We start from the raw sequence: 26283 nt of genomic DNA, 5'->3' as shown, positions 1-26283 counted from the left end.
AATCGAATACCTTAAAGCAAAGCCCTAGAGATAACAAGGGACTCCAAGTTCAAATACCTGCAATAAAAAAGGCGATCCATTGATCACCCTTTGATTATTTTCAATCTTAAATTACTGCATTTCAGAGACACGTTTATTGGCTGTCTGTTTAAGCTCAACCGTATTATTTAACAAGAAATGGCTAAAAAATAATTTATAGCCTAATACACCTAAGCAAGCGCCAACAATCGGCGCAAAGATAGGCACAATAAAATAAGGAATATCACGACCGCCAGTAAAAGCAATTGAACCCCAGCCCGAAAAATAGGCCACAACTTTTGGACCAAAATCACGTGCAGGATTCATCGCAAAGCCTGTTAATGGACCAAAAGAAGCGCCAATGACAGCAACTAATAAACCCACCAAAATTGGTGCTAAAGCACCACGTGGCAAACCATTATGATCATCACCAATCGCCATGATGAGCCAAAGCAATAACATAGTGATAAACATTTCCACCATAAACGCCTGTCCAATAGACAATAAATGATGTGGATAGGTTGAGAAAATTCCAGCCAACTCCAAACTCTCTACACTCCCCCGTACCATATGGTGTGTTTGCTCATAATCCATAAATAGATTGCTATACAAACCATAGACCAATAGTGCGCCTAAAGCAGCACCAGAAACTTGAGAAATAATATAGAAAGGAACTTTACGTTTATCGAAACCAGCAAACAGCGCTAATGCGATCGTAACGGCAGGATTGAGATGAGCTCCAGAAATACCTGCCGATAAATAAACAGCCAATGCTACAGCCAAGCCCCATACAAGACTGATTTCCCACAACCCTAAACTTGCTCCTGCAAGTTTAAGCGCAGCCACAACACCAATACCAAAAGATAAAAAAACTGCGGTAGCAAAAAATTCAGCTATACATTGTCCCAACAAGCTGGGTTCCGAGCGACTCATCACAACCTCTCTTGGTCAGTGCTGCGTATAGGCATGACCTGAAATAAAGCTCGGCAAAATATATTCATTTTCGAAAATGATCAATATTCTCCTGATAGTTTTTCAACCAAATAGTAAAATATTTTTTGTAAATAAAAAAGATTAAGTCACACAACAAAATATATAAGTAATTGTTTTTAATTAATTTAAAGGTAAATGATTATTCAGAAAGACTTATTTAAATTCAATGACAATTCATGTAAAAACAATCATTTATTTTATAAAATTATATGTATTAGCAAGAAAGTGAAAAAAATAGAAAATTGTGAATAGACACCACTTTATCCAAAAATGGTGTCTACTTGAATTTACCAAAGTGCAAGCTGAGTACTATTGCCTGTCGTATCAACACCACCCAACTCAGCAAAATGATATAACTGCCCTAAAAGTTGTCGTAATGGAGGGCCAGACTTCGCATGGGTATCCGTAATCACAATAAACTCAAGAACACGTGCACGTTCTGATTGACGCTGTTTACTCACTCGATAACGCGGTACATCTTGAGTTAACAAAGTCACTTTACCGCGCTTTAAATTAGCAGTAAGCAAATCTTTAGGCTCAATATTTCCATCAGTCGAATAACTAGTCAAAATATAGCGAGCATTAATGGTTTCCAATAACTTTTCATAAGCTTCTTTCGCATACTTAGAAGAGTTATAAGGACTTGGGCGTTCTTTACGCCATGCTCGATCAATTCCACTCTTAAAGCCTTTGGTATCAGGTGATGGTAAATCCACTTGATCCCATAAAGTCAGAGCATTTAAAACATGGTAGTTACTGCTGTAGGCATGCTGATTATAAGGTGGATCAAGATAGGCAACATCGACTTCAAAACCACTCATTTGATTGGCTAAATGCTGTGCATCGACACACCACATTTCCGCCGCAGGACGTTTGGGATCACCAATCTCACAGAAACGGCTCGGTGTAAGCCATATTAATGACTCGATTCTTTCTAGCGCTGTTTGAGTTCGACCGCCCCAACCCTGATGAAAGCTCTTAAATACACCACTGGTATTACTCACAAAACTTGCCGAATATAAAAGTGGTGCCAATAGAGCACTCATTTCCACATCATTGATTGCACCTTGTGCTTGCCAAGTTGCGATCTGTTGACGAATTGCATCAATACGCATCCCATTGCGGCGTTTGAAAAACAAACGATCACGAGCAGGATCATACACATCATCATTACGTGGACAAAGATTATGTGTCACCCAGCCTTTGACTTCTGGCAATCGATTCAAATAGTCGATCGCTTTTTGATAGCCACCTAACTCTTTAAATGCGGGTGCATCAACACAGGCTAAAATCGCATTGTTCAATGCATGGCTATACGGTTCCCAGTCATTTGCAATGACACGATAGCCGTTTTGACGTGCTAAACGTGAGACCACGCCACTCCCTGCAAAGAAATCAGCAAAAATCGGTGGATTCTTTTTTTTACTATTCAGTGTGCCCGTAATCTCAAGTGCTTCCAAAATGAGATGAAGCAGTCGACGCTTATTGCCTAAATAAGGTACTAGCTGATGAAAAAGATATTCGTCAGTCGTACGTGCTGCATGACGACGCTTGTGATAAACCGATGGTTCTGGATTCATATCATCTCTTGGATAGGGAGCAATCTTAGGCGAATATCTTGCCCAAGTTGGGTTACATCGACTAAATCAAAACGCAATTGTTCTGCTATTGTACTAAATTCAGCATTAAACATTGCACGAGCAGATTGACCAAGTAAAGTCGGTGCAACATAACTGATCATTTCATCAACTAAACCCTGCTGTAAAAAAGCCGTTGATAAAGTTGCGCCTGCTTCAACCAACACATCATAAATTTGATGCTGTTGAGTTAAGGTCTGCAATAAGTGACTTAAGGGTTGCGGCGCCAATTGTATCACGCCTAAATCAGCAAGTTCTTGACGAAATGGTGTCATCACCATCACTGTTTCAGGATTTTTCAAAATCTTAGCTGAAAGTGGTAACTGTCCTTGGCGATCCAATACAATACGCTTCGGCTGAACCACGGTACTTAGCTCAATACCGTCCAATGCACGTACATTCAGCTCACAATCATCCGCTAAAACGGTTTGAATACCAGTAATCACAGCACCCGAAATTGCACGCCAATGTTGTACATCTTGTCTAGCGATTGCTCCAGTAATCCATTTTGATTCTCCTGAAGCCATTGCAGTACGTCCATCTAAACTTGATGCAATTTTCAAACGCACATACGGCGAACCCGTAGACATCGCTTTTAAAAAGCCCAAATTGAGCGTTTTTGCAGTTTCTACACAAATTCCTGTTTCAACTTCAATACCCGCTGCTTGTAAAATTTGAACGCCTTTTCCCGCGACTAATGGGTTGGGGTCAAAACAAGCGACCACGACTTTCTTCACCTGAGCTTTAACCAATGCTTCTGCACAAGGCGGCGTTCTACCATAATGTGCGCATGGTTCCAAAGTCACGTAAGCTGTCGCACCTTTAGCATGTTCGCCCGCTTGGCGAAGTGCAAAAACTTCTGCGTGAGGTTGACCCGCTTTAGGGTGATAGCCCTCTCCAATCAACTGCCCATCTTTGACAATAACGCAACCCACATTAGGATTCGGCTTGGTTGAATATTGCCCTAGTCGAGCCAACTCAATTGCTTGCTGCATCCAATATTGATCTTGGGATAAATGATTTTGCGTGAACTCAGACATGATTTCTCTAACTTATGCTTCATTTTCACGTTGTTGCATTTGCTCAATCTGACGACGAAATGCTTCAACATCTTGGAAATCTTGATAAACAGAGGCAAAACGAACATAGGCTACATGATCAAGTGCGAATAAAGCCTGCATTACAATCTCACCAATTGTTCTAGACTTTACATCTCGCTCACCTAAACGTCGAATTTGTGATTGTATATCACTTAAAACCGTTTCAATTTGCTCTTGGGTTACTGGGCGTTTCTGTAAAGCATGCATCAATGAGCGGCGCAATTTTGCTTCGTCAAATGGTTCGCTTTTTGAATCAGATTTAATGACCCGCGGCATTACCATTTCATAACTTTCAAAGGTGGTAAACCTTTCACAACAAATCGTGCATTCTCGACGACGACGGATTTGACAACCCTCAGCCGCAAGGCGAGAGTCGATGACTTTACTATCAGCAGCGTTACAAAATGGACAATGCATAATTGTGCGATTATTTACTCACTTTGCTTAAGTGTAGCAAAGTTTCTGCAATTGCAGAACTAGCACACGAAAGGCATAAAAAAACAGCCTTATTCGGCTGTTTTTTAAACTTCAAAGAATAATGAATTATTCGATACGTTCGCCATGTTGGCTAAGGTCAAGACCCATGCGCTCATCATCAGCACTTACGCGGATACCAATCACAAGATCAATCACTTTAAGGATAATGAAAGTCACTACTGCGCTATATACCATCGTTGCGAGTACACCTTCAACTTGCACCCATAATTGACCTGCAAATGTTGGAGCAAGCGCAACGTTAGCAGCTTTAATGATTTCATTACTGTAGAACACACCCGTAAGAACCGCACCAACGATACCACCAACTGCGTGTAGACCGAAAGCATCCAATGCATCATCTGCTTTAAGGAGACGTTTAAGTGCTGTAATACCCCAGAAGCACACTACACCACCGATTAAGCCCATGATTAATGCACCACCCACACCAACGAAACCAGCAGCAGGAGTAATCACAACCAAACCAGCAACCGCACCTGATGCACCACCAAGTACTGAAGCCTTACCACGAACGAGACGTTCAACAATCAACCAAGAGAATGCAGCGGCAGCAGCAGCAACTTGAGTTACAAGAATTGCCATACTTGCACGAGCACCAGCACCTAAAGCACTACCACCGTTAAAGCCAAACCAACCTACCCAAATTAAGCTTGCGCCAATCACAGTCAGAGTAAGGTTGTGCGGCGCCATTGATTCGCGACCTAGACCAGCACGTTTACCAAGCATATATGCAGCAACCAAACCTGCAACACCCGCATTGATATGGACAACCGTGCCACCCGCGAAATCTAACGCACCTGCTTTGAGTAACCAACCATCTGTCGCCCAAACCCAGTGAGTAATTGGTGCATAAACCAAGACGATCCAAATCGCAATAAACGCCATGAATGCTGAATATTTCATACGATCAGCAATCGAGCCGCTAATAATTGCAACAGTGATAATCGCAAAAGTCATTTGGAAAATAACAAAAAGGTTTTCTGGAATAGTCGTATTTGGAACTATGGCATCAAACGGTATGCCATTTAACATGACCTTCGCAAAATCACCAACGTAAGCACCTGACCCAGAGAATGCAAGTGAATAACCCGCAATGACCCAAATCAAGCTGACTAAAATCGCCGCAGAAAGGCTAAACATCATGGTGCTCAGTACGTTTTTCTTACGAACCATACCACCATAGAATAGAGCCAAACCAGGAATAGTCATCAACAGAACCAGTGCTGTTGAAACGAGAATCCAAGCTGTATCGCCTGTATCAACTTTTGCAACTGGTGCAGGAGCTGGAGCAGCTTCTACAGGAGCTAGAGCTTCTGCTGCGACAGTCACAGTTGATGCAGCCGCCGTATCAGACGCTGCTACAGTTTGTTCCGCAACGGGTGTTGATGCAGCATCTTCTGCCCAAACCATCGCTGAACCACCTAAGAGTGCGCCAGATAGACTGAGCGCCATAAGCATTTTTTTCATTCGTGTCCCCCAACCTTATTTTGTGAGCTATTTCTCTTAGTTCTAACTCAGCAAACTTTGTGCCAATTTAGACAGCATCTGGTCCAGTTTCACCAGTACGAATACGGATGACTTGTTCCAAATTCGTGACAAAGATTTTACCGTCACCAATTTTTCCAGTGCTTGCGACACGAGTGATAGATTCAATAACCGCATCGACCATTTCATCGCTAATCGCAATTTCAATCTTTACTTTCGGTAAAAAATCAACGACATACTCTGCACCACGATACAGTTCAGTATGACCTTTTTGACGACCAAAACCTTTTACTTCAGTTACGGTAATCCCTTGAACACCAATATCAGAGAGTGCTTCACGCACATCATCGAGTTTGAATGGTTTTACAATTGCAGTTACAAGCTTCATGTGTGTTTTCCTTCGGCTTATTTTCACCAGTAAGGTTTTATGTTCAATTTTCATGCCAATATTTAAAGGTTGGGGATTTTCAAACCATCAGCAAGAGCTTTCTTTATAACCTATTTGGACGTCAAGATGTAGATATTCAATCGAAAATAAGTTTCATTTGCTCCTGTTTAACTGAATTTAGATATCGGTGACATCAATGCGTTGAACAGGGCTATGGGATTACTACAAGCAATGGTACACTTGCCTACAAATACATATAACCTATTGAGTGCTTCATGATTGAAACTCTTTTACAAGCCATTCTTGAACAAGTTGATCAACCTAAAAAAGATTTAGAAAAAAATTTACGTGCTTTGCTCAATGAAAGCGTCGAAAAATTAGATTTAGTCTCTAAACAAGAGCTGGAGCGCCAGAAAATAGCGCTAAATTTGGCAAACCAACGCCTCGCTGCGTTACAACAGCAAATGAGCACTCTAGAAAAAATGGTGCAAGATCAAAAATAAGCACCAGTTTAGCGCACAAATCAACAAAAATGATTAAAAATAAAGCACCATGATGGAACAATAATAAAATGTCTTTCGCAAAAATTTACACGAGGGGTTTATTAGGTTTACATGCCCCTCAAATCGAAGTTGAAGTTCATATCAGTTCAGGACTCCCCTCCTTAACCATTGTAGGTTTAGCAGAAGCCGCTGTACGGGAAAGTAAAGATCGTGTTCGATCAGCAATTATCAACAGTGGTTTCTTGTTTCCAACCAAACGTTTAACGATTAATTTAGCACCTGCAGATCTTCCTAAAGATGGCTCCCGCCTAGATTTACCGATCGCACTAGGAATTTTAATTGCTTCAGGTCAACTTCCTGAAAATTGTACTGACGGCTTTGAATTTATTGGTGAACTTGCATTAGATGGACATTTACGCCCTGTTACTGGAATATTGCCAATTGCGATGGCTTGCCAACAAGCCCAACACCGCTTATTGGTTCCTACTAATAATCTAGAAGAAGCCAATCAACTTCCGCAGTTTGAAGTTTATGCTGCCAATCATTTACAAGATGTATGTGCACACTTTTTGGGCACTTCTCATTTATCAACTGCACCCAAACAAGAAAATTTAAACACTACTCAGTATCAATTTGATCTTGCAGATGTCAAAGGTCAATTACGTCCTCGTCGTGCACTAGAAATAGCAGCAGCGGGCGGACATTCTTTACTTTTTAAAGGTCCACCTGGTACAGGTAAAACATTACTGGCTTCTCGGCTACCTTCTATTTTGCCACCACTCAATGCCCAAGAAAATTTAGAAGTCGCAAGTATTTATTCGGTTGCAAACGCTCAACATACTTTTGGACAACGCCCCTTCCGCGCACCACACCATACTGCGTCAGCGATTGCATTAGTTGGAGGCGGTTCACAACCTAAACCAGGCGAAATTACACTTGCACATTTAGGCGTATTATTTTTAGACGAATTACCTGAATTTGACCGCAAAGTTTTGGAGGTTCTCAGACAACCGCTAGAGTCGAAAGAGATCGTCATCTCCCGTGCGGCAAGACAAATGACATTCCCAGCGAATTTTCAATTTATTGCAGCAATGAATCCATGTCCTTGTGGTTACGCATTTAACCAAGATAGTCGCTGCCAGTGCTCAGCAGAAAATATTCAACGCTATCAAAATCGTATCTCAGGTCCATTACTAGATCGTATTGATTTACATATTGATGTGCCACCTTTGCAGACCAAAGAACTACAAGATCAAAGTCCGACAGAAAGTTCTACAATTGTGCGGCAACGCGTGATGAAAGCTTATGATAAACAAATGTTAAGACAGCAATGTTTGAATCAGGCACTTTCTCCAAATTTGCTAGAACAATATGCTCAATTAGATGAAAATTCAGCCAAAATCATCGAAATGGCTCAACAGCGACTTAATCTCTCAGCACGCGCCTATCATCGTGTACTTCGTGTTGCACGAACCATCGCCGACTTGGCCGAAAGCGATATCATTTTAACAACCCATTTAACAGAAGCCTTGTCTTATCGAGGCTAGATAGAAAATTACATGAATCAAAAATTGCCTTTATTAAAACTAAAACCTAGCGACATTGAACATGGAATAAAAGTCGTCAATCGTACGAAACGTTTTATTGTTTTTGTTCCTGCCTTATTACATGGCGGCGAAGCACTGATTTTTCCATCGCAAAGTCGTTACTCAGGTCAACAAATTAAGCAAGGGAGAGGTATTGTTTTTTATAATGGGGTTGACTCTGCATGGCAAGCAGCTCTCGGTAATGGTGAAGACTGTATTATTATTAATGACATTACTTCATCACAAGCATCGTTATTACTCGAAAAATATCATGCTCTTTTAGGACAAAATAAAAATCTGAACTTACAAAGTATTAAGACGCTTTTAGCATACGCCAAACAAGAATTGAACATTATTGATTTTTATAATAAACGTGCATCCAGTGTATTAAGGGATACTAAAATTATTGATGAAAATAATCCATTTTTTATGGAAGTAACCAAGCAAGAAGTTCACAAAGCACTATATATTCCACATGGATTCATATTTGATGGTCCCGTCCAACAAGTATACTCTCAAGGAGCAGTGATGGTGAGTGATAAGAAAAGATGCTGGGGTGTAGGAACAGATGTATTTCTAAGGGGTTATCGAAAAATAGAAAATGGCAAAGAATACAATTTAACAAGTATTGAAAATGATTTTGGAGAAAGGTTTACTTTCTCCAAATAATCAACCCAATATAAAAAGGGTGAGATATTGCTCAACTTTTTATTAAATAAAATGTCTTTAAAAAGCGTAACCTAAACCCAAAACAACTTTATTTTTTTGCTTTGTTTCATCACGAGTATAGCCACCAAAGATATAATCTAGGCTCCAAGTTGCACCAGTATTTCCTAAAGGATGTGACAATCCAAGAGTTGCGTGACGGAAAGCAAAATCAGTTTTGGTGACATCTCCTGCTTTAGCTTGGTAAGCTAAATACTCATCATCATCACCATAATAATAGGCTGCTAATTGAGCTTTACCCGTAAAGCCACCAGCTAATTTTGGTGCGTAGGTTGCTAGGAAATAAGTATCACCTTTATTTCCAAAAGTGACATTATTTAATAACGTTTGGGCTGTAATACTCAAATCTTTATAACTTAAGCCGATAATGGTTTCATATCCTGTTGATTCCCAACCTGGATAATAGTAATAAACCGTACCGCCAATTTGATAACCAAGATCATCTGTAATCTTACCTTTATAACCAGCATATAAATCATTTTCAAATGACTTCTTATCTTCGTTTACATAAGTCGGTGAGGTATTTAAATCTGCATATGCAGCAGTTAAGGTCGAAAACCAATATCCCAAATACAATCCACTATCATGCGTGTAATCAAGTCCACCTTGTACTGCAGGTGTATCACTTTCAGGTGAATTTGTCATACCACGTAGATTATAACTAGATACTACGTTTACATTGCCTGTAATCGTTCCTGGAAATGGTAGCTTTGTTTCTTCAGCCAAACTTAAAGTTGATGTTGTAAATACCATCGATAGAACTGTAGCTTTGCATGCAAATTTCATCATATTGATTTCCCCCATGATTTAGATATTCAACTGATTTATGTTCTAAATTGCATCATGATGAAATTTGCAAATGCTGTGCCAAAAGTAAGAACTAAGCTAAAATTAAGTATAAACATTTGATTATAATCATTTTAAAAAAAATTATTTTATTATTCTATTAATCAATCAATCTCCCACGATAAGAGTGCGATAATAAAATGCATCTTTAAATATAGAGGCGCACATAATTAGCACCTATTCTGAATATAATGTTTTCGCTTTTCTTTTCTAAAAATAAATAAAAAAAGCCAGCATATACGCTGGCTTTTTAAAGGTTTATAAGTGTTTTTTAAATTAGAATGTTTTAGTCAAACTAAATAAAACACCTGTGTCATAAGGTTTTTTGTCATTATCACTCATATCTGAAGTACTTACATTTGTTCCAACAACATCAACTTCAGCGAGGATACCTAAGAAGTTATAATTTACACCAACTTTGTAGTCGATATAATTATCATCTTTTCCAGGACCACCAGCAACAATACTTAAAGAATCTTTATTTTTTAATTTATTGTACCCTACTGAAGCTAAACCTGTTAAACCAGTGCTTGCAATTGGCGCTGAGTAACCTAAGTTAAAATACCAAAAATCATCAGTTCTCCCCCAGTAATCAGGTGAATAATTCACACCTACACTTAGAGCATCGCCTGCTAATAATGTTTCAGGGAAAGTTAACTTACCAAATACTTCTGTAAAAGCTAAACCTTTCTTATCATTATATTTATTCACAGCATTAGATTTGGAACCTATATATCCATAATGAATTACACCTACATCATAGATTGGTTTAATTTTATCTGTTAAAGCAAAACTATTAGTAAAACCTAATGTAGCATCAGTTTCAGTTGAAACACCAGGAATACTAAAGTCAACACTTGAACCCCAAAGTGCTAAATATGCACCCGACGTATGTGAAAATGTAAATCCACCTTGAATCGCAGGATTATTCGAAGATTGTGTCACACCACGAAAACGATAATCTGTTACAGCTGAAACATTGCCCGATGCAGTAATCCCATATAATGAAGGTTTATCTTCTGCCATAGCAAAAGTCGAAGTCACAGCAAAAATACTTAACGCGATCGCCTTACATGCAAATTTCATCATATTGATCTCCCCCATGATGGATATTCGACTGAATTTATGTTTTAAGTTGCATCATTATGTGAATAGCAAATGCTATGCCAACTTCTTTAAAGCACTATAAAACCTAGGTTTGATGTCATATCTTTGTCATGAAATATATAAAGAGAATAAAAAAGGGCTATTTAAGCGTTTTAAACTGGATTTTTTGATCCATTTTTAAGCAAAAAATAAGATTAGTAATTAAACCGCACAAAAATAATGCAACAACACTGCTCAACAATCGATCATTGTTAAACATTTACAGTTTTGGCTTAAAAAGCGAGGAAAATTCGCACAACATAAGTGCAACTTCTAAAAAACGAGCGCTTTTTGATACAAAAATCTTACCACTCATCGGGATGTTATTTTTTGCAAATCAACTCAATCATTTTTTAATCAATTACAAAATAAATCATTAAATTTAAAAAGAAAATATCAATATAATCACATATTTTAAAAAGAAAATATCAAAAAATAATCAATTTTAATTACAGGAATAATACTATATTTTTTAATTAAAAAACAATTATTTAATTTTAATTTATCTATTTTTTATACAATAATAAAAACAAAAAATCTTATCCTAATTTTGTGTAAATTTAATTAAAATATTTTAATAAAAATCTATCTTTTTTATGTATAACTTATACAATTGGTCAAAATTTCGATTCTGACCGAAATTGATCTTATTTATTATGAGGCTACCTATGCCAAAGGCAAAGAAACTAACATTAGCGGTTTTGATTAATGCCGCATTGATCTCCTCAACATATGCAAGCGAACAAAGCGAAGCTAAAGGTTTTGTTGAGGATGCAAATGGTTCAGTATTGTTCCGCACAGGCTTTTTAAATCGTGATAAAAAAGACGGTTTAACAAATGATACAAGCTCAACAGCGCAAACTGCCATTTTTAATCTTCAATCAGGCTTTACAAAGGGTGTTGTTGGCTTTGGTGTTGGCCTAGTAGGTGATGCATCTTTCAAGCTTGGTGCGAATAATAATACGGGTAATCAAATGATTCCTGTAGATGATCGTGGATTTGCTTATGATCATTGGGCTCGTGGTGGTGCTAATGTGAAAGCACGTATTTCCAACACAACCGTGACTTATGGTACACAGGTGTCAACACTTCCTGTCATGGCAAGTAATCAAGCCCGTTTAGTACCTGAGTATTACACAGGTGTTTTCGTTGAAAGTAATGAAATTCCAAATCTAAATATGGTTGCAGGTAAATTCACAAAAAACCAAATGTCAAACCAAATTAGTACCGATAAAGATGTGACAGGTCAAGGGCTTGATCGTGCAGTAGTTTGGGGTGCTAAATATAAATTTAATGATCAACTCAATTCATCGTATTATGGCTTAGATGTTCAAGATAAGTTAGAACGTCATTATGCTAATGTAAACTTTACCCAAGGCTTAAAAGACAAGAGTACCTTAACACTTGATGCCATGGGTTATCATACAAAATGGGATAAAGATGCGCTCACTGATTCACATACCACAGATGATCTAGCAAACCGTAAAAACTCGATTTGGGCTGTTTCAGTGGGCTATGGCAAAGATGTACATAATGTCATGCTTTCTTATCAAGATAACACAGGTAATACTGGGTATGACTATGGCTATAATGCTGATGGTTTACAAAGTATCTATGTCCCTAATTCCTATTTAGGTGACTTTAATGGTAATGATGAAAAATCTGTCGGGCTACAATATAACTACAACTTCAAAAATCACGGTTTACCTGGTCTAAACTGGACAACTGCATTTGTTTATGGTTGGGATATTGATATCGCTAAAATAACAGATCGCTCAAAAATCATTGACCAAGCCGAAGAACATGAGTTCTTTAACCAAGTCAAATATACAGTTCAAACAGGTGCATTGAAAGATGCAAGCCTACGTGTTCGCTATTCTTACTTACGTTCAAGTGATACCTATAATAATGTTTCTGGTCAATATGTCAGCAATGTCATTGGCTCAACCAATGAATGGCGTTTGTTCCTTGATATTCCTGTGAAACTGTTCTAATTCACTTTAGATCAATTCATAAAAAACCGCCACTCAATTGAATGGCGGTTTTTTTATGAGCCTGATTTTAGGGTGATAAAATCTGGCCTTATCTTGCAAAAATTATTTTTTAGCAGCTTCGATTGCTTTCAACACTTCAGCTTTTGCAACGTCAGCACCTTCCCACCCGCTGATTTTTACCCATTTACCAGGCTCTAAATCTTTATAGTGAGCAAAGAAGTGCTCAACTTGGCTAATCAATAAAGGTGGAAGATCTGTATATTCTTTCACATCTTTATAGAGAGGAGATAACTTCTCATGTGGCACAGCGATGAGTTTCGCATCAATACCACCATCATCTTCCATGTTCAGTTTGCCCACTGGACGGCAACGAATCACAGAACCCGCAGCAACAGGATGTGGCGTTACAACCAATACATCTAATGGGTCGCCATCTTCTGACAATGTATTTGGCACATAACCATAGTTTGCTGGGTAAAACATGGCTGTACCCATAAAACGGTCTACAAATAACGCATCAGAATCTTTATCGATTTCGTATTTGATTGGCGCTGCATTTGCAGGAATCTCAATGATGACATAGATGTCATTTGGTGCGTCTTTACCCGCAGGAATATTGCTATAACTCATATCAACACTCGTTTATCTTGTGAACTTAGATGTAAATCCAACAGATTATAGCGTGAATACCATAAAAATGATGCTAGATATGCTGAGCGTTAATGAATTTTATACTCAATATCGATTTAGGTCAGTTTAATCGTAATCACAAACAGTAAAATTGGACAAAATATTGAAAAAAACCAAATAATCGAACGTAAAGTAGCAAGATTTGCCAAATAGCATATTCCATAAATGACGCGAAATACGATATACGCCCAGCCTAAGCTCAGAATAAATTTTTCAGGCACAACCATATATTCAGCCATCAAAATTGCAGCGATAAATAAAGGTAGGCTCTCAAAACTATTCTGTTGTACTGCATTGGCTCTGGCAGCTAAACCTGTCGTTTTCGCCAAAAATTCACGCGGATTCTGATTATCCTTTGCTTGGAAGCCACCTTTTGCTTTTGCAATTAAGGTAAAAACATAGGGCAATAAACATGCAACGATAATAATCAATATAATGCCGCTAATACCTTGCATGCTGATATCCATCATTTGAAGTTCTTGTGATCATGCTATCATAACTTAAAATTTATTGAACTTTCATTTGTGCTTGTTCAACAAGCACTGCTTTTATATATTCTGCTAGTTTTAAAAGTAGTTTTCTTTGATTCAATCTCAAGGTCATGTTATGCCAGCTCAAGATCAAAACAAATTGTTTGATGTTCTTGCTCAACAACGACAGCATCAGCTTTTAGTTGACCGCGTACTCAAAGTGGTGTTGCCTATTATGGCATTTCTACTCAGTGTGATTTGTGCAAACCTCAATTGGCAATCAACTTTGGGGACTTTCGCGATTCTCACACTTGCATTTTATGCAGTTGGAATTAAAAGGCTCACTCTTTGGCATTGGCTAACGATAGTTGTTCTCTACGTTTTTGCGGACAATTACTTCAGCTTTAATGGAATTGACCCAATTCGGTTACGTTTTCAACTTGCGACCATGCTTGTATTTGTCGGCATTGTTGGGATTGGACGGCCTTATATTGATCGTTGGTTGATGAAATCAAATAATACTCGATAAGCCCAAATAAAAAAACGCCACTATTGTGGCGTTTTTTTATTTCCAATAGCTCCCTTTTAAACGGAGGCTAAGTGGAATTATTAAGCTGGTTTACGTAAATCTTTACGTAAGATCTTACCTACGTTAGATTTTGGTAGATCATCCATAAACTCAACATAACGTGGGCATTTATAGCCTGTTAAGTTTTGTTTTGCATAAGCAATAATTTCTTCAGTTGTTAATGAAGGATCTTTTTTCACGATGAATAGTTTAGGCACTTCACCTGATTTTTCATCTGGCACACCAATCGCAGCAACTTCCAATACTTTTGGATGCTTCGCAATCACTTCTTCAATTTCACTTGGGTAAACATTAAAGCCTGAAACCAAGATCATATCTTTTTTACGGTCTACAATTTTGAAATAACCGCGTGAATCCATGACACCAACATCACCCGTACGGAAGAAACCGTCTTTGGTCATGACTTTCTCAGTTTCATCAGGACGATTCCAATAGCCTTTCATTACCTGTGGGCCACGAATCGAAATTTCACCCTGCTCACCAAGTGCCACTTCATTACCATCATCATCAAGTAAAGCAACTTCAGTTAATGGTAATGGGATACCAATCGTACCACTAAACTCTGTTGTTGCAGGCGGGTTTGCTGTCGCCACTGGCGATGTTTCAGATAAACCATAACCTTCGATAATGATCGTACCTGTTACTTTCTGCCAAGCAGCAGCCGTAGATGGCAATACAGCCATACCACCACCCATTGCCATCTTCAATTTGCTATGGTCAAGCTGTTTGAATTCTTCGTTATTCACTAAGGCATTAAACAAGGTGTTTACTGCTGGGAAGAAAGAAGGTTGATATTTACGTAATTCACCAACGACTGCTGGTAGGTCACGTGGGTTCGGAATCAAAATATTGGCTTGACCTTTATACATACCGTAAAGCGCGCACACCATGAATGCAAAGATATGATAAAGCGGTAACGCACACACGATACGATCATCTTTAGAACCGTCACCTGTGCCAAACTTACTTGAGAAAATACCATCACATTGTAATAGGTTAGAAACCAAGTTACGGTGTGTCAACTCAGCACCTTTAGAAACACCTGTCGTACCACCTGTATATTGCAGTACAGCAGTATCGCTTAAGGTCAAACTTGGACGTTTATAATTGCTTGGATTCGCTTTACCTAGCGCTGCATTAAATTTAACGTGGCCAGGAATATTCCATGCTGGAATTTGTTTACGTACTTTGCGTAAAACGAAGTTTACAATCGTACCTTTCAGTGTACCGAGCATGTCACCGACAGAAGCAACCACAACATGCTTCACTGGTGTTTTACCAATAATACTTTGATAAACACTAGCAAAGTTTTCGATGATTACAAGAGCTTCTGCACCTGAGTCATTTAACTGATGCTCAAGCTCACGTGAAGTATAAAGCGGGTTTACATTGACCAATACTAAGCCTGCACGGAATACGCCGAGAGCAACTACTGGATATTGAAATACGTTCGGCATCATCACCGCAACGCGTGTCCCTTTAGCCAAACCAAGGCCTTGTAAATAAGTCGCAAACTTACGACTAGCGACTTCTAATTCATTGTACGTTAAAACTTTATCCATGAAGATAAAGGCATCACGTGAACCAAATTTTTGGAAATTGCGTTCAAAAATATCAACAAGTGAGGTGTTTTCAGCAGGCAGCGCAACTGTTTCTGGAATTCCTGTCTTTTGGTATTCTGCAAACCAAATCTTTTCCATAATGCCATTATCTCCGAGTAGTAATCCTTAAAAATGTAACGACGTTACTTTCCATGACAAAACTTTTTTTTAACTTTTGAAATTGCCCTGTCAATCTATTCAAATAATATGAATACCTTGTCATATATAACGTATTTTTATCACAGAATACTAGCCTTATCTCTGAATGAGGAGTCTATTTGCTTTTTGATATCCCCGTGGTAAAAGTTGCCCCTTTGTTGCTCTTTTTCCTATATATTTTTGGAGATCATCCCCTTTCAGTTTAAGGTGTTGTTGTCCTGCAGCGACTTGGATTATTTCATCTAAACTAAGTGTTGTCATGGATAAAATTTGCTCTTTTTCATCAAGTTGTATCAACTTGTTACCTTTTCCTTTATTTAGAATCGGTAATTCAGCTAAATCAATAATCAATAACCGCCCTGATGAACTCAGAATTGCAACATGTGTGGCTTGTTGAATTGGCAATAAAGGTAAAGCTGTTGCCTGATCTGCGACTGTCAAAAAGGCTTTACCTGCTTTAGCATTCGTATCTAACTGCGCCGCTTGCGTTTTAAATCCATATCCATTTGAACTGACAGCAAGTAACTCATTACTGTCTTCATCAACAAATACTTGAATAAATGACACGCCGCTAGCTGGTGCAAGTTTCGAACTCAATGGCTCGCCTAAGCCACGTGCCGAAGGGAGACTACTAATCGGCAGCGCATAACTCCGCCCTGTTTCATCTAAAAAGTAGACACGTTGATTGGTTTTTCCGACTGCATGACTCAAATATTGATCACCTGCACGGAAATTTAGATTTGCTGCATCAACATCACCACCTTTGGCAGCTCTCACCCAACCTGCTTCTGATAAGACCACAGTTACCGTTTCCGCAGGCATTAAATCTTGTTCTTTGATTTGTACCGCATCTGCACGAGTAACAATCGGTGAACGGCGATCATCGCCAAACTTTTTCGCGTCTTCTTTTAACTCACCAATAATTAAATTCTTCAATGATTCAGGATTTGCAAGTTGCTCGCGAATAATGGCAGCTTTTGCTTCCAGTTCTTCTTGTTCACGGCGGATTTCCATTTCTTCAAGTTTAGCCAAATGACGAAGCTTGAGCTCCAAAATCGCTTCAGCCTGAATATCATCTATCGCAAAGTGCTGTATCAAAACAGGTTTTGGCTGATCTTCTTCACGAATAATCCGAATTACAGTATCAATATCTAAATAAGCAATTAAAAGGCCTGCCAAAATATGCAAACGTTTTTCAATTTTGTTTAAATGATATTGCAAACGACGTGTTACGGTTTGCTTACGGATCTCAATCCATTCCAACAAAATACGGCGAATCGATTTGACTTGCGGACGACCATCTGCACCAATCATGTTTAGATTGACACGATAGCTTGATTCTAAATCAGTGGTTGCAAATAAATGGCTCATCACAGTTTCAGCATCTACACGATTAGAACGTAATACAATGACTAAGCGTGTTGGATTTTTATGATCTGATTCATCACGAATATCTGCCACCAAAGGTAACTTTTTCGCAATCATCTGATCCGCAATTTGCGTGACGACTTTTGAACCTGAAACTTGATAAGGTAGTTCAGTAATCACAATCTCATTTTTTTCGACCGTATACACTGCACGCGCACGATAGCTACCACGCCCTGTAGTTTGGATTTTCAGTAATTCTTCTGGTGGAGTAATAATTTCAGCTTTGGTCGGTAAATCGGGGGCTGGAATATATTCTGCTAATTTTTCATCTGTGGTTTCAGGGTTACGAATCAGTGCAATCGTACCTTTGACCACTTCACGTAAGTTATGCGGTGGAATATCAGTTGCCATCCCCACTGCAATGCCCGTCGTACCGTTCAGTAGGATATTGGGAATCCTTGCAGGCAAAGTAATCGGTTCTTTCATCGAACCATCAAAGTTATCTTGCCATTCACTTGTCCCTTGTCCAAGCTCACTCAGTAATAATTCACTATAAGCAGACAATTTGGCTTCGGTATAACGCATTGCAGCAAATGACTTAGGGTCATCAGGTGAACCCCAGTTGCCTTGACCTTCAATCAATGGATAACGGTAGCTGAATGGCTGTGCCATCAACACCATCGCTTCATAACAAGCTAAGTCACCATGCGGATGATATTTACCAAGTACATCACCAACAGTACGGGCTGACTTCTTCGGCTTACCTGTCGATTTTAAACCCAGCTCACTCATGGCATAGACAATACGACGTTGTACAGGTTTTAAACCATCGCTGATATGCGGCAGTGCACGATCCATAATCACGTACATGGCATAATTTAAGTAAGCTTGTTCTGTGAATTCGGCTACGGAGCGGTTTTCGGTTGCATGATGTGCAAGGCTGGTCATTTCAGCAAGTCATCCAAAATCATTGTTATCGTCAATGTTTTGTATGCTATGTGGATGAATGCCTTGTGACAAGCCCTTGTTGTTGTTTAAACGTCAAATGGTGTCTTGTTAAGCTTAATGCAACATATTCAATAGAATTTCTGATGCGGGAAACCAGCCATTTTTCTCCGCCTTTTTTAACCAGTCTCTAGCTAATTCCTCATCTTTTTCGACATAAAGTCCCTTTAAGTAAAAAAGACCCAAACTAAACTGAGATGCTGCAATTCCTTGATCGGCTGCCGCAGAATAAAACTCAAAGGCTATTTTTACATTCTTTGCAACACCAGTGCCATTTTCATATTTATCTGCAAGATTATTAATAGCAGGATAGAATTGCTGCTGTGCGGCTTTCTCATAATATTTCAATGCAAGATCAATATCGACCTGCTTATCTTCATTTGAACCAGAATGATAAACTCCAAACAGATACAAAGCGGCTGCATTGCCTTGCTCAGCAATTAGCTCAAGATCTTCAATATAGATAACTTCACTTTCGTTATATTCGGGTTGCTCCATCCAAGTTGAAGCCCAATTATATTCAGCAACAAGTGATCTATTATAAGTTGCTGCAATCCACAACCAGTTTCTACCTAATAAAAGATTTTTAACCCTGTCATTGCGTCCAAGACAATAATCAAGACCTATCTTTATTTGTTGAGCCACATCGAACTCCATGACCTCAGGAGCCATTTCTTGTACAGATAAGAGATTCATTTTTAATTTAAGATTCAAGTAATGGTTAATTTATATGTAGTAAAGGATATGTAGATATTTCAATCCAAAATCCTCTACTCTGTTTGTTATTTATTAATCAATGCTCATCTGTTGAAGAAGCAGATTCGGCATCATCTTCTTTATAAATAAATTTCGGCATTTCTAAACCAAAATAAATGGCAATTACACGTAAAGTAAAACCAAATACTAAGGTGAAAATCACGGTAAGATCGTGCTGCAATCCAATCTCTAAACAGACCCAATAACAGATCACTGCAACAAAAGAAATACTAGCGTACAACTCACGGCGGAACACTAAAGGTACATCGTTACACAAAATATCACGCAAAATACCGCCCGATACCCCTGTTAACACGCCTGCCACCGCAGAAACTACAAAACCATGACCCATCGACAATGCAATTTGACAGCCGATGATGGTAAAACCAATTAAGCCCATAGCATCAAGCAATAGAAACACGCTACGTAAATGTTTCATCCATTTGGCAATAATAATCGTGACAAATGCAGCACAACACGTCAGAACCAAATACTCAGGATGCTTCACCCAAGTTAAAGGATAATGTCCTAATAAAACATCTCGAACTGAACCACCACCCAATGCGGTTACACAGGCAATCAGTGTCACACCGAACCAATCCATACTACGGCGACCTGCTGATAACGCCCCTGTCATCGCTTCCGCAGTGATGGCAATTATATAAATCACGGTGAGCAACATCTGCCGACATCCCTAAATCAGGCATCAAAGTGTGCGCTATTTTAAGGCAAACTTAGATGAATTGCGCACAACATTGTTTAAATTTTTTCCCTGAACCGCAAATACAAGGTTGTTTCATGGTGATTTGCAGATCTAAGGTTGGATCAAGAAAATACCAGTGCTGCTGATGCAAAACAAAATGAGAGATTTCATGATGAACGTGTTGCTGTTTTCCATCATAGTAATGGGCCTTGAATTCTACCAAGGCATGGGTTTTATCCAGTTTTGGCTGGTGCTGCACGACTTCTAATTTTAGCCACTGATTGGATTGACTCCAATCTGCAATCGCATCTCGATCCAAAGCGGCTTGCTGCCCCAAAGCGGTGGTTTCCAAAATATAATCAATCTGTTGTAAAGCAAAAGCACTGTAACGCGAACGCATTAATTGCTCTGCATTTTGAGCAAATTGTTGTTTCAAATGCAAAGGTTGGCAACATGTTACATATAGCCCACTTCCACATGGGCAATTCTCTGTCAATGTCATTTCAATACTCAAATAAAAATAGCCTTGAGCAAAACGACCGTAATCACGATCGTAAAACTCAAAGGCTATTTAAAACAAACTTAATTATGTATCGGCTAACTTTTCTTTGGCAATAATACGCACTTTTTCAATTTTGTGCCCATCCATTGTAACAACTTCAAAGCGATAGCCATCAGCTTCAACCGTTTCCCCATTTTCAGGTAAACGACCTAAATGGAATAACACATAACCAGATAAAGTTGAATATTCTTCACTTTCATCAACCAGATCTTTACCTAATAACAGTGATACATGGCGAATGTCCGTTGAACCTTCTAATAACATTGAACCATCATCCAAACTGGCAGCCACAGCTTCTAATTCGTCTTCATCAGGGAATTCACCAGCAATCGCTTCCAGTACATCAATCGGCGTTGCAATTCCCTCGATAGAACCATATTCATTTAAAACGATTGCGATTTGTAATGGAGCCTGACGTAACTGCTCCATCACCATTAATACTTGTGCATTTTCATGCACAATCACAGGCTCACGTAAGTGTTTACTGAAATCAATTGCACCTGTTTCGATATATTCATTCAACACTTTATGCGTTAAAACAACACCTTCAATATTGTCTAATTCACCACGCGCAATAATCAACCGCGAATGGGTCATTGCCATTAAACGTTCTTTCAATTCGGCTGGGTCAGCGTCTAAATCTAACCATTCTAATTCAGGACGTGGTGTCATCACAGATTTCACAGGACGTTCAGATAAGCCTAAAACACCCTGTACCAATACGCTGTGATAGACGCCATTATCTTCGTCAAACACTTCTTTGGCATAGGCTTGAGTCGCTAAAACATCTTCGGCTTCTTTATTTTGGCCTTCACTACCATTACCTTTACTGCCCAACATACGTAATACTGCAGAAGCTGTGCGATAACGTAAATCAGTCGTCGTCACCAATTTCTCTTGATTACGGCGCATGGTCTGATTCACGATTTCGACTAAGACAGAGAAACCAATCGCAGCGTACAAGTAACCTTTCGGGATATGGAAACCAAAGCCCTCAACCACTAATGAGAAACCGATCATCATCAGGAAACCAAGACACAGAATCACGACCGTTGGATGCTTATTCACAAAATCCATCAGCGGTTTGGATGCCCAAAGCATAATACCAACAGCAATAATCATTGCCAGCATCATGACACTTTGATGCTTCACCATACCAACTGCAGTAATCACACTGTCTAAAGAAAAGACGGCATCTAAAACGACAATCTGAACAATCACCATCCAAAAAGTCGCATGTACAGGATTTTCTTCTTTCAGTGTTTGATGACCCTCGATTCGTTCATGTAACTCCATCGTACCTTTGAAGAGTAAGAACGCACCACCAAACAGCAAAATCAGGTCACGACCAGAAAAGGCATGGTCAAAAATATGGAACAGTGGTTCAGTTAGAGTCACAACCCATGCAATGGCAGCAAGCAATCCTAGACGCATGATTAAGGCGAGAATCAAACCAACTCTACGAGCAGCATTACGTTGTTCTGGTGGTAGTTTTTCTGCCAAGATTGCAATAAATACTAGGTTATCAATGCCTAGTACGATTTCAAGCACCACCAATGTGGCTAAACCAACCCATGCAGCAGGATCAGACATCCATTCAAAAATCATTGATGTGACTCCTCTGCAAAATCAGCAATATCGTTATGTAGTTGAAATTTTAAAAGGTCGGCACAAATAGCCAAAACATTTTTTTTAGGAAATAAGAACAAAGCGGAGCGACAACAACCACTACTCATAGAGGTACATAAATTAATAAAAGGATTTTCAGTATAGGCAAGATTGCAGTGAAATTCATCTTTTTTATGTGCTTGTTGTTTTCAAATTTTTTCTAAAATTCATGATATTGTTTTGTACGTAAAGTGTGCATAAAACTGTCATAAAAGTCATTTAACCTAGACAAGCACAATGAAAATGATAAGGTGAAAATAAACCAAATGAATAGCGTATTTAGAATGACAGATAAAAAAACCATTTCTTCTACTCCCAGAAAAACCACTCAATCTCTGATTGCTTTATATTGCGGTTCTCGTACAGGCAACAAACCCATTTATCGTGAGAAAGCGATTGAATTAGCACAACATATTGCCAACCAAGGTTTTGGAATCGTCTATGGCGGTGCCAGTATTGGTTTAATGGGACAAGTTGCAGATACTGTATTGGAACATAGCGGTGAAGTTGTCGGTGTGATTCCTGAATTTATGTTGGACTACGAAATTGCGCACAATAAATTAACGGAGTTGCATGTCGTCCAAACCATGCATGAGCGTAAAGCTTTAATGGCTGAACGTGCCAGTGCTTTTATTGCTTTACCTGGTGGTTTAGGTACTTTTGAAGAGATTTTAGAAATAGCGACTTGGGGACAACTCAATCAGCACCAAAAACCGATCATCATTTATAACGTTAATCATTTCTATGATGCACTGATTGCACAACTGGATCATGCGGTAGAAGAAGGTTTTTTACCTCCGCAACATCGTGCCAAAGTGATTATTTGTCAAAGTCTAGATGAAATTTTCAACGTTGTTCAAAACCTAAAAACACCAAAACAATTTGTGATTTAACTCTAAATTTTGTTGAAACGGATCAGTCTGATCCGCTCTCTTTAATGTCCGCCTATTGTGTATTGACTGGGCAAACTGTGGTTGAACCACCTAACTTATTAGCCACGACTAATTTTTATGGATCTTTGACAGCTTCAAAGTAAATCACAGTGGCATTGAATTTGCCTGTAGAGAACGTCATATTAACGGTATAGAATCCTTTTCGGGCTATGCGAAAAAATGGCTCAGCAAGTTTAATGGAATTGACAAGCAGATGTTTTATTTGCATCTTAAAGAGACGGAGTATCGCTTCAATCATCGGCATGATACTTTATCCTCGATTTGCTTAAATGACTCCGTAACAACCCTCTTTCACGTCCTAACCCCCCAATTTTATTCGTAACTAGTATTGTTAAATACCATACTCTGGTTATTTGAAGGATAAAATGAAAAAACTATTATTATTAAGCGTGATATTATTAGCAGCTTGTAATAAACAAGATGAGCCTAGTGTTGAGCCATCAAAAGCCACCATCATTCCTTATGTAAAAAAGCACCATGCTAAATCTGACCCACCAGCCCAGCTTGATTTCCTTCAACTTGTTCAAGTTGTCATTAGCAGTTTTCCAAATGCGCAAGCAAGCTATAACAGCAATGCGACAGAGCTAAGACTTTTATCTAAGCATATCCCTTCTGATAGTAAATTTAAGACCTATGAGAACTGGTATAGTATTAAAATTACGAGAAATATAGACTCAGAAAATTGGAGTAATTTTCTTGTTGAAATACGAGATAATCAAAGTTATGAACAATCAAAAACTGATGCTTTTAATGCCTGCAAAGATGTTTGGCGAAATATAGATCACCGTGTACCGACTGTGATTAATGAGTTGGCAAGTAGAATTAATAAATATGGAAAAAATAGTTCTTCCGCAACGGCTCAGCATATCATCCGCTATGGTTATCTTTTTAATTTAGATGCAAGTCATTTTAATGATGGTTATCCTGTATCTTGTTCTATTTCATACAATAACAAATAAACGTAAGCCTTTCCATATGACATCATCATTTGATGATGTTTTAGTTATGGGCAAAAATACATTTTATCTGGACTCAGTCTAAGCCGCGTGGTTGGACTTCAAGCAAGGAGTGCAGCAATCGTAAAGCGTGCAATCGAGATCATTAAACAAGATTTTATAGTCATTAAAAGTGTGCATTCAAAATAGCAATCCTTTCTTAACTACAGCAATTGAAAAACGAATTTATCTCGGTGCACATCAATATAACGAAGTACTCTAATCTTTGAACTCAATGACACTTTAATGTCAGTTCCATGACCACTATTTGACAATTTTTGTCTTTATTTCAAATACAGTTACTTTAAACTAAAACTGAATTCTCATTTGCCACGGCTATGACAACGACCACTCATCAAACGGTACAACCTGAATTTCGCCTATTGGTACTCCTCGTTTCGATTGGCTTTTTCATGCAAGCCCTAGACACCACCATCGTCAACACGGCAATTCCAGCGATGGCTGTTCAGCTTCATGAAAATCCATTACAAATGCACAGCGTAATTGTCGCTTATGTATTATCCGTAGCCGCCTGTATCCCGTTGAGTGGTTGGTTAGCCGATCGTTTTGGGATTCGTAATATTTATCTCAGCTCTATGGTGATTTTCAGCTTGGCCTCATTGGGATGCGGCTTGTCTCAAAATCTAGAACAACTCCTGTTTTTCCGTGTGATTCAAGGCATCGGTGGTGCATTACTGATGCCTGTAGGCCGTTTGGCCTTATTAAAGCTAATTCCACGCTCCCAATTTCTTTCAGCCATGAGTCTCATGAGTTTGGCAGGGCTAATCGGTCCACTGATGGGCCCTACATTAGGCGGTTGGTTAGTTGAAGTCGCAACATGGCATTGGATTTTTCTGATTAATCTTCCGATGGGTATTCTCGGTATGATCATGACATTGAAAATCATGCCGAATCAGAAAGAGCCAACGGTCAAAGCATTCGATTTAAGCGGTTTTATTTTACTCATGATAGCAATGGTGGGGCTATCTTTAGGGATTGAAAATATTGCTGCATCACAATATTCAAATCTTGTGAGTATCAGCTTATTGTTGATTGGTATAATTGCCACAGTTAGCTATGCCTATCATGCGCATACCCATCAAAATGCGCTATTTCATGGACGTTTATTCCGTTACAAAATCTTCTCGATCGGTGTATTAGGTAATTTCTTCGCACGTTTGGGCAGCAATGCTATTCCTTTTATTTTACCTTTGATGTTACAAGTCGCCTTTGGCTTTGAAGCTTTCATTACAGGACTAATGATGATTCCGATGGTACTCGGTTCATTATTTTCCAAGCCCATTATTCGCCCATTGATTCAACGTGTGGGGTATCGTCGTTTTCTACTCACCAATACCGTTTTAGTCGGACTGTGTATCGCCAGTTTCTCGTTAATGACCGCAATAACGCCACTTTGGCTGAAAGTCTTGCATCTGTTTCTCTTTGGTACGTTGAACTCACTACAATTTGTGGGCATGAATACCCTGACTCTGAAAGATTTGCCACAACACGATGCAAGTAGTGGTAATAGCTTTTTATCAATGATTATGATGCTGTCTATGAGTATTGGTGTCGCAATGGCAGGCACATTGATTAATCTATTCAGTCAGCATTTTCCAACAACATCAATCACGACCGCTTTCCATGCCACCTTGATTACACTGGGTTGTATGAACATCATTACTGCAATCATCTTTTGGCAGATCCCGAAAGAAACTACGGATGAGTCTCCATAAGAGAATGTCTAGGATTACTCTCAATACATCATGTAAATTTGTGGAACAATTGAGCCATCAGATGATCAATCTAAAAGCTAAACCGAGTACAATCAATGTATGATCCATACT

At 38.8% G+C, this 26283-nt stretch carries 24 protein-coding genes and 1 pseudogene; 9 read left to right on the top strand and 16 right to left on the bottom strand.

Annotated elements, in window-relative coordinates:
• Positions 1-111: 111 nt before the first annotated feature.
• The 6 genes from O1449_RS01025 to glnK form a co-directional block, all read right to left on the bottom strand.
• Positions 112-951, bottom strand: a complete 840-nt coding sequence (locus tag O1449_RS01025; protein ID WP_005163178.1) for an MIP/aquaporin family protein — start codon at positions 949-951, stop codon at positions 112-114.
• Between the two features lie 347 nt (positions 952-1298).
• Positions 1299-2591, bottom strand: coding sequence for a DNA adenine methylase (locus tag O1449_RS01020; RefSeq protein ID WP_004659442.1), 1293 nt, complete (start codon positions 2589-2591; stop codon positions 1299-1301).
• Positions 2588-3688, bottom strand: a complete 1101-nt coding sequence (gene ribD, locus O1449_RS01015) for a bifunctional diaminohydroxyphosphoribosylaminopyrimidine deaminase/5-amino-6-(5-phosphoribosylamino)uracil reductase RibD (protein WP_269238911.1) — start codon at positions 3686-3688, stop codon at positions 2588-2590. The genes O1449_RS01020 and ribD overlap by 4 nt, the downstream gene beginning before the upstream one ends.
• Positions 3689-3700: 12 nt before the next feature.
• A complete protein-coding gene (gene nrdR / locus O1449_RS01010; RefSeq protein WP_269229062.1) occupies positions 3701-4165 on the bottom strand; it encodes a transcriptional regulator NrdR in 465 nt (154 codons plus the stop codon).
• A gap of 126 nt (positions 4166-4291) precedes the next feature.
• Complete coding sequence (locus tag O1449_RS01005) at positions 4292-5710, bottom strand: ammonium transporter (protein WP_269238909.1); 1419 nt, start codon at positions 5708-5710, stop codon at positions 4292-4294.
• Between the two features lie 67 nt (positions 5711-5777).
• Entirely contained in the window at positions 5778-6116 is a 339-nt protein-coding gene (gene glnK, locus O1449_RS01000; protein ID WP_000780326.1) for a P-II family nitrogen regulator, read from the bottom strand.
• A 275-nt stretch (positions 6117-6391) separates the two neighbouring features.
• Between glnK and O1449_RS00995 the strand changes: the two genes are divergently transcribed.
• From O1449_RS00995 to O1449_RS00985, 3 genes are all read left to right on the top strand, one after another.
• Positions 6392-6619, top strand: a complete 228-nt coding sequence (locus O1449_RS00995) for an accessory factor UbiK family protein (protein WP_087536529.1) — start codon at positions 6392-6394, stop codon at positions 6617-6619.
• Positions 6620-6687: 68 nt separating this feature from the next.
• Positions 6688-8166, top strand: a complete 1479-nt coding sequence (locus O1449_RS00990; protein WP_269238908.1) for a YifB family Mg chelatase-like AAA ATPase — start codon at positions 6688-6690, stop codon at positions 8164-8166.
• A 12-nt stretch (positions 8167-8178) separates the two neighbouring features.
• Complete coding sequence (locus tag O1449_RS00985; protein ID WP_269238907.1) at positions 8179-8874, top strand: hypothetical protein; 696 nt, start codon at positions 8179-8181, stop codon at positions 8872-8874.
• A 57-nt stretch (positions 8875-8931) separates the two neighbouring features.
• Here O1449_RS00985 and O1449_RS00980 read toward each other — a convergent pair whose 3' ends face one another.
• Together O1449_RS00980 and O1449_RS00975 are read right to left on the bottom strand one after the other, a co-directional pair.
• A complete protein-coding gene (locus tag O1449_RS00980; protein ID WP_269238905.1) occupies positions 8932-9720 on the bottom strand; it encodes a TorF family putative porin in 789 nt (262 codons plus the stop codon).
• 333 nt (positions 9721-10053) lie between these two features.
• Positions 10054-10866 (bottom strand): TorF family putative porin, encoded by an 813-nt coding sequence (locus O1449_RS00975; RefSeq protein WP_269229068.1) that lies wholly within the window; start codon positions 10864-10866, stop codon positions 10054-10056.
• A 725-nt stretch (positions 10867-11591) separates the two neighbouring features.
• Here O1449_RS00975 and O1449_RS00970 point away from each other — a divergent pair.
• Positions 11592-12917, top strand: coding sequence for an OprD family outer membrane porin (locus tag O1449_RS00970; protein WP_269238904.1), 1326 nt, complete (start codon positions 11592-11594; stop codon positions 12915-12917).
• Positions 12918-13019: 102 nt separating this feature from the next.
• Here the strand turns inward: O1449_RS00970 and ppa are convergent, their stop codons facing one another.
• Complete coding sequence (gene ppa / locus O1449_RS00965; protein ID WP_004917070.1) at positions 13020-13547, bottom strand: inorganic diphosphatase; 528 nt, start codon at positions 13545-13547, stop codon at positions 13020-13022.
• Between the two features lie 116 nt (positions 13548-13663).
• Positions 13664-14062 carry an MAPEG family protein gene (locus O1449_RS00960; protein ID WP_269238903.1) on the bottom strand — a complete coding sequence of 133 codons (399 nt, stop codon included), beginning with the start codon at positions 14060-14062 and terminating at the stop codon, positions 13664-13666.
• A gap of 151 nt (positions 14063-14213) precedes the next feature.
• Here O1449_RS00960 and O1449_RS00955 point away from each other — a divergent pair, with 151 nt between their 5' ends.
• Complete coding sequence (locus O1449_RS00955) at positions 14214-14606, top strand: hypothetical protein (RefSeq protein WP_269239652.1); 393 nt, start codon at positions 14214-14216, stop codon at positions 14604-14606.
• Positions 14607-14686: 80 nt separating this feature from the next.
• On the opposite strand, the gene O1449_RS00950 is transcribed toward O1449_RS00955, so the two are convergent.
• The 6 genes from O1449_RS00950 to O1449_RS00925 form a co-directional block, all read right to left on the bottom strand.
• A complete protein-coding gene (locus O1449_RS00950) occupies positions 14687-16366 on the bottom strand; it encodes a long-chain-fatty-acid--CoA ligase (protein ID WP_004659466.1) in 1680 nt (559 codons plus the stop codon).
• Between the two features lie 156 nt (positions 16367-16522).
• The gene (gene parC / locus O1449_RS00945; RefSeq protein WP_269238902.1) at positions 16523-18742 is read right to left on the bottom strand and encodes a DNA topoisomerase IV subunit A; all 2220 of its coding nucleotides are present in this window, start codon (positions 18740-18742) and stop codon (positions 16523-16525) included.
• Between the two features lie 114 nt (positions 18743-18856).
• Positions 18857-19444, bottom strand: a complete 588-nt coding sequence (locus tag O1449_RS00940; RefSeq protein WP_269238901.1) for a tetratricopeptide repeat protein — start codon at positions 19442-19444, stop codon at positions 18857-18859.
• Between the two features lie 148 nt (positions 19445-19592).
• A complete protein-coding gene (locus O1449_RS00935; RefSeq protein WP_087545102.1) occupies positions 19593-20237 on the bottom strand; it encodes a trimeric intracellular cation channel family protein in 645 nt (214 codons plus the stop codon).
• Between the two features lie 52 nt (positions 20238-20289).
• On the bottom strand, positions 20290-20760 hold the full coding sequence (locus O1449_RS00930; RefSeq protein ID WP_269238900.1) for a YchJ family protein: 471 nt from the start codon (positions 20758-20760) through the stop codon (positions 20290-20292).
• Between the two features lie 84 nt (positions 20761-20844).
• Positions 20845-22428, bottom strand: a complete 1584-nt coding sequence (locus tag O1449_RS00925) for a TerC family protein (protein WP_269238899.1) — start codon at positions 22426-22428, stop codon at positions 20845-20847.
• Between the two features lie 326 nt (positions 22429-22754).
• Here O1449_RS00925 and O1449_RS00920 point away from each other — a divergent pair, with 326 nt between their 5' ends.
• From O1449_RS00920 to mdtD, 4 genes and pseudogenes are all read left to right on the top strand, one after another.
• Positions 22755-23381 carry a TIGR00730 family Rossman fold protein gene (locus tag O1449_RS00920; protein WP_269238898.1) on the top strand — a complete coding sequence of 209 codons (627 nt, stop codon included), beginning with the start codon at positions 22755-22757 and terminating at the stop codon, positions 23379-23381.
• Between the two features lie 145 nt (positions 23382-23526).
• Positions 23527-23688, top strand: a pseudogene (locus O1449_RS00915) (IS1595 family transposase); the annotation flags it as partial.
• A 118-nt stretch (positions 23689-23806) separates the two neighbouring features.
• The gene (locus O1449_RS00910) at positions 23807-24400 is read left to right on the top strand and encodes a hypothetical protein (protein WP_269238897.1); all 594 of its coding nucleotides are present in this window, start codon (positions 23807-23809) and stop codon (positions 24398-24400) included.
• 374 nt (positions 24401-24774) lie between these two features.
• Complete coding sequence (mdtD, locus tag O1449_RS00905) at positions 24775-26172, top strand: multidrug transporter subunit MdtD (protein WP_269238896.1); 1398 nt, start codon at positions 24775-24777, stop codon at positions 26170-26172.
• The last annotated feature ends 111 nt before the right edge of the window (positions 26173-26283 follow it).

This window comes from Acinetobacter sp. TR3, assembly GCF_027105055.1.
Classification (GTDB): Bacteria; Pseudomonadota; Gammaproteobacteria; order Pseudomonadales; family Moraxellaceae; genus Acinetobacter.
Note: the sequence above shows the minus strand (reverse complement) of the source record. Positions and strands in the feature narration are given on the sequence as shown.